This is a genomic window from Micromonospora sp. NPDC049048, from assembly GCF_043197615.1.
Classification (GTDB): Bacteria; Actinomycetota; Actinomycetes; order Mycobacteriales; family Micromonosporaceae; genus Micromonospora.
This window is the reverse complement of sequence record NZ_JBICTM010000026.1, coordinates 1-4246: the sequence shown is the minus strand read 5'-3', so window position 1 is coordinate 4246 and position 4246 is coordinate 1. Positions and strand designations below refer to the sequence as shown.

At 74.6% G+C, this 4246-nt stretch carries 1 protein-coding gene; it reads right to left on the bottom strand.

The window, feature by feature from the left end:
- A partial coding sequence (locus ACGFIG_RS30665) for a type I polyketide synthase (RefSeq protein ID WP_393008861.1) occupies positions 1–4246 on the bottom strand: 4246 nt, incomplete at both ends.

Sequence of the window (4246 nt, the reverse complement as noted above, 5' to 3'; positions counted from 1 at the left end):
GTGCCGGTGACGGCGGCGCGGTGGGTGAAGGTGACCCGGTCTGCGAGGGTGCGGGCGACGTCGATCGTGGTCAGGTGGGGGTGGGTGGTGAGGTGTTCGTGCAGGCGGCGGGCCTGGTCCCGTAGGGCCTGCTCGGAGCGGGCCGACAACAGCCACGGCACCACCGGCGGCGGCGTGCTGTCGAGGGCGTCCGGTGCGGCGGCTCCCAGGGCGACGGTGGCGTCCGGGGTGGGGGCGGTTCGCAGGGCGACGGTGGCCCCCGGGGCGGCCGCGGGCGGTTCCTCGATGATCACGTGCGCGTTCGTGCCGCTGACCCCGAACGAGGACACCCCCGCGCGGCGCGGATGGCCGTTCGGTTGCCACTCGGCCGCCTCGGTCAGCAGCGCGACCGAGCCTGCGGCCCAGTCCACCTTCGGAGACGGCTCGTCGATGTGCAGGGTGCGGGGCAGCAGTTCGTGGCGCAGGGCGAGGATCATCTTGATGATGCCGCCGACGCCGGCGGCGGCCTGGGTGTGGCCGATGTTGGATTTGAGGGAGCCGAGCCAGAGGGGGCGTTCGCGGTGTTGTCCGTAGGTGGCGAGGATGGCCTGGGCTTCGATGGGGTCGCCGAGGGTGGTGCCGGTGCCGTGTGCTTCGACGGCGTCGATCTGGTCGGGGGTGAGGGCGGCGTTGGCGAGGGCGGCGCGGATGACCCGTTGTTGTGAGGGTCCGTTGGGGGCGGTCAGCCCGTTGGAGGCGCCGTCCTGGTTGACGGCGGTGCCGCGTACGACGGCGAGGATCCGGTGACCGTTGCGGCGGGCGTCGGACAGCCGCTCCACCACGAGCGCACCCACGCCCTCGGACCAACTGGTGCCGTCGGCGGATGCGGCGAACGCCTTGCACCGGCCGTCCGGCGACAGTCCCCGCTGCCGGGAGAACTCGACGTACAGGCCGGGCGTGGCCATGACGGTCACCCCGCCGGTCAGCGCGAGGGAGCACTCGCCGGAGCGCAGCGCCTGCACGGCCAGGTGCAGGGCGACCAGCGACGACGAGCACGCCGTGTCGACGGTGACCGCCGGCCCCTCCAGCCCGAACGTGTACGCCACCCGGCCCGAGGCGACGCTGCCCGCGGTGCCGGTGCCCCAGAATCCCTCGACCCCGTCGGGCACCGCGCTCGACCGGGCGGCGTAGTCGTGCGTCATGAGGCCGGCGAACACGCCGGTGTTCGAGCCGCGCAGATCGTCCGGTCGCAGGCCGGCGCTCTCCAGCGCCTCCGCGCACGTCTCCAGGAACACCCGCTGCTGCGGGTCCATGGCCAGCGCCTCGCGCGGGCTGATGCCGAAGAACTCCGCGTCGAACCCGGCCGCGTCGAGCAGGAAGCCGCCCTGGCTGACGTAGCTGGTGCCAGGGGTGTCCGGGTCGGGATCGAACAGCGTGTCCAACTGCCAGCCGCGGTCGGTCGGGAAGCCGCTGACGCCCTCGCGGCCGTCGACCAGCATCCGCCACAGCTCGTCGGGTGAGGTGACGCCGCCGGGATAGCGGCAGGCCATGCCGACGATCGCGATCGGCTCGTCGGTGGGGCGGGCGGCGACCGACGTCGCGGCGGGCCGTGGCTCCTCCTCCCGCTCGCCCAGCTCGCCGCGCAGGTAGGCGGCGAGCGCCTCCGGGGTGGGGTAGTCGAAGGTCAGGGTCGCGGGCAGGCGCAGGCCCGTCGCGGTGTTGAGCCGGTTGCGCAGCTCGACGGCCATCAGCGAGTCGACACCGAGCTGACGGAACGACTCGGACAGCGGGACCGAGTCCGCGTCCGGGTGGGCGAGCACGGTGGCGACCTGCGTACGCACGATGTCGAACAGGCGCGCGAGCTGCTCCTCCTCGCTGAGCCCGGCCAGCTCGTGGGCCAGTGCGGTGGCGCCCGGCCGGGTCGCGGCCTGCCGCCTGCGCGGGATCCTGGCCAGGCCGTGCAGCGGCGGCGGGGCGTTCGTCGCGGCGCGTACGGCGGCGACGTCGATGGTGACGGGCACCAGGTGCGCCTCGGCCGTGCGGCACGCGGCGTCGAAGAGCGCGAGCCCTTCCTCGACGCTGTGCGGCAGGAGTCCGCCGCGCGCGATCCGGGCCAGGTCGGCCTCGTCGAGCTGGCTGGTCATGGCGCTGTCCTGGGCCCACAGGCCCCAGGACAGCGAGGTGGCCGCTTGGCCCTCGGCCCGCCGTCGTGCGGCCAGGCCGTCGAGGAACGCGTTCGCCGCCGCGTAGTTCGCCTGCCCGGCCGTGCCCACGACGCCCGCGACGGAGGAGAAGAGTACGAACAGCCCGACGTCGCCGGCCAGCTCGTGCAGGTTCAGCGCGGCGTCGACCTTGGGCCGCAGGACGGCGTCGAGACGCTCGGGCGTGAGCGACCCGAGGATGCCGTCGTCGAGTACGCCCGCGGTGTGCACCACGCCCACCAGCGGCCGGGAGAGGCCCGCGAGCAGGGCGGCCAGCGCCTCGCGGTCGGCGGTGTCGCACGCGACCACGTCGACCGTGCTGGCGCCCAGGCCGGTCAACTCCTCGACCAGCGCGGCGACGCCCGGCGCGTCCTGTCCCCGGCGCGAGGCGAGGAGCAGGTGCGCCGCGCCGTGCCGGGTGACCAGGTGGCGGGCGAGCGTGGCGCCGAGCGTTCCGGTGCCACCGGTGATGAGGACGGTCCCCGCCGGGTCGAACAGTTCGCCGTCCGGGGCGGGGGTGGTGTGCCGGGCGAGCCGTGGCACGGTCAGCGCCCCGTCGCGGATGGCGAGCTGTGGTTCCCCGGTGGCGATCGCCGCGGCGAGCACGTGTTCGGAGCTCTCGGTGCCGTCGGTCTCGACGAGCACGAAGCGGTCCGGGTGCTCGGTCTGCGCGGAGCGGACGAGACCCCACGCCGAGGCGCCCGCGAGATCTCCGCTGCGGGTGACCACTGCCAGCCGCCCGGTGCCGGCCGCCGTCTCCTGGACCGCCGCCAGGGTGCGGTGCAGGGACCTCCGTACGGCGTCGGGGGTGTCGCCCGCCTCGACCCGGAACATCTCGACGTCGGCCCTGCCGGCGCCGGTCGGAGCGGTCACCGGCACCCACTCGGTGCGGTACAGCGCCGCGCTGGGGCCGCTGGCGCCGGCCAGTCCGCTGGTGGTGACCGGGCGGACCGTGACCGCGTCCGCGCTCAGCACCGGGTTGCCGTCGTCGTCGGTGGTGCTCACCCGGAGGGTGTTCTCGCCGGCCGGGACCAGGTGGACCCGCAGCGCCGACGCTCCCGGGCGGTGCAGCCGCACCCCGCGCCAGGAGAAGGGGAGCCACGCCTGGCCCGTCGGGTTCCCGCCGCCGTCGACGTGCAGCACCAGCGGGTGCATGGCGGCGTCGAGCAGAGCCGGGTGCACGCCGAACCGCGCGGCTGCCGGTTCCTCCTCCGCGCGCAGGGTGACCCGGGCGAACAGTTCGTCGCCGCGCCGCCACACCTCCTGGACGCCCTGGAAGGCGGGGCCGTAGCAGAAGCCGCGCGCCAACAGCCAGCCGTAGAAGTCGTCGACGTCGACGGTCTGCGCGCCGGGCGGCGGCCACTCGTCGACGACGGGGGCCGGCGTCGGCGCGTCGGCCAGTATGCCGGACGCGTGGCACGTCCACTCCTCGCCCGGCGTGTGCTCGGTCGGTCGGGAGTACACGCCGAACTCGCGTCGGCCCTGCTCGTCGGGCCGGCCCACCCACACCTGGAGGTTGACCCGCTGCTGTTCGGTCAGTGCCAGCGGCGCCTGGAGGGTGAGTTCCTCGACCATCGTGCTGCCGGTGTGCTGGGCGGCGTGGGCGGCGAGTTCGAGGAACGCGGTGCCGGGAAGCAGGACGGTGTCGAGGACGGCGTGGTCGGAGAGCCACGGCTGCTCGCGCAGGGAGAGCCGTCCGGTGAGGACGAGTCGGCCGGTGTCCGTCACGCCCAGCACCGCGCCGAGCAGCGGGTGGCGCGCCGCGGTGAGGCCGGCCGCGCCCACGTCGCCAGCGCCGGCCGGCCGCAGCCAGTACGACCTGCGCTGGAACGGGTAGGTGGGCAGGTCGACGGTCTGGGCGCCGGTGAAGAAGGTGGGCCAGTCGACGGGGATGCCGTTGGTGTGCAGGGCGGCGACGGCGGTGGTGAGGGTGTGGGTTTCTGGTTTGTTGCGGTGGGTGGTGGCGATGGTGGTGGTGGTGTCGCCGGTGGCGGCGGTGGTGAGGACGGTGTCGGGGCCGATTTCGAGCAGGGTGGTGACGTGGTGGTCGGTGGTGAGGGTGGTGA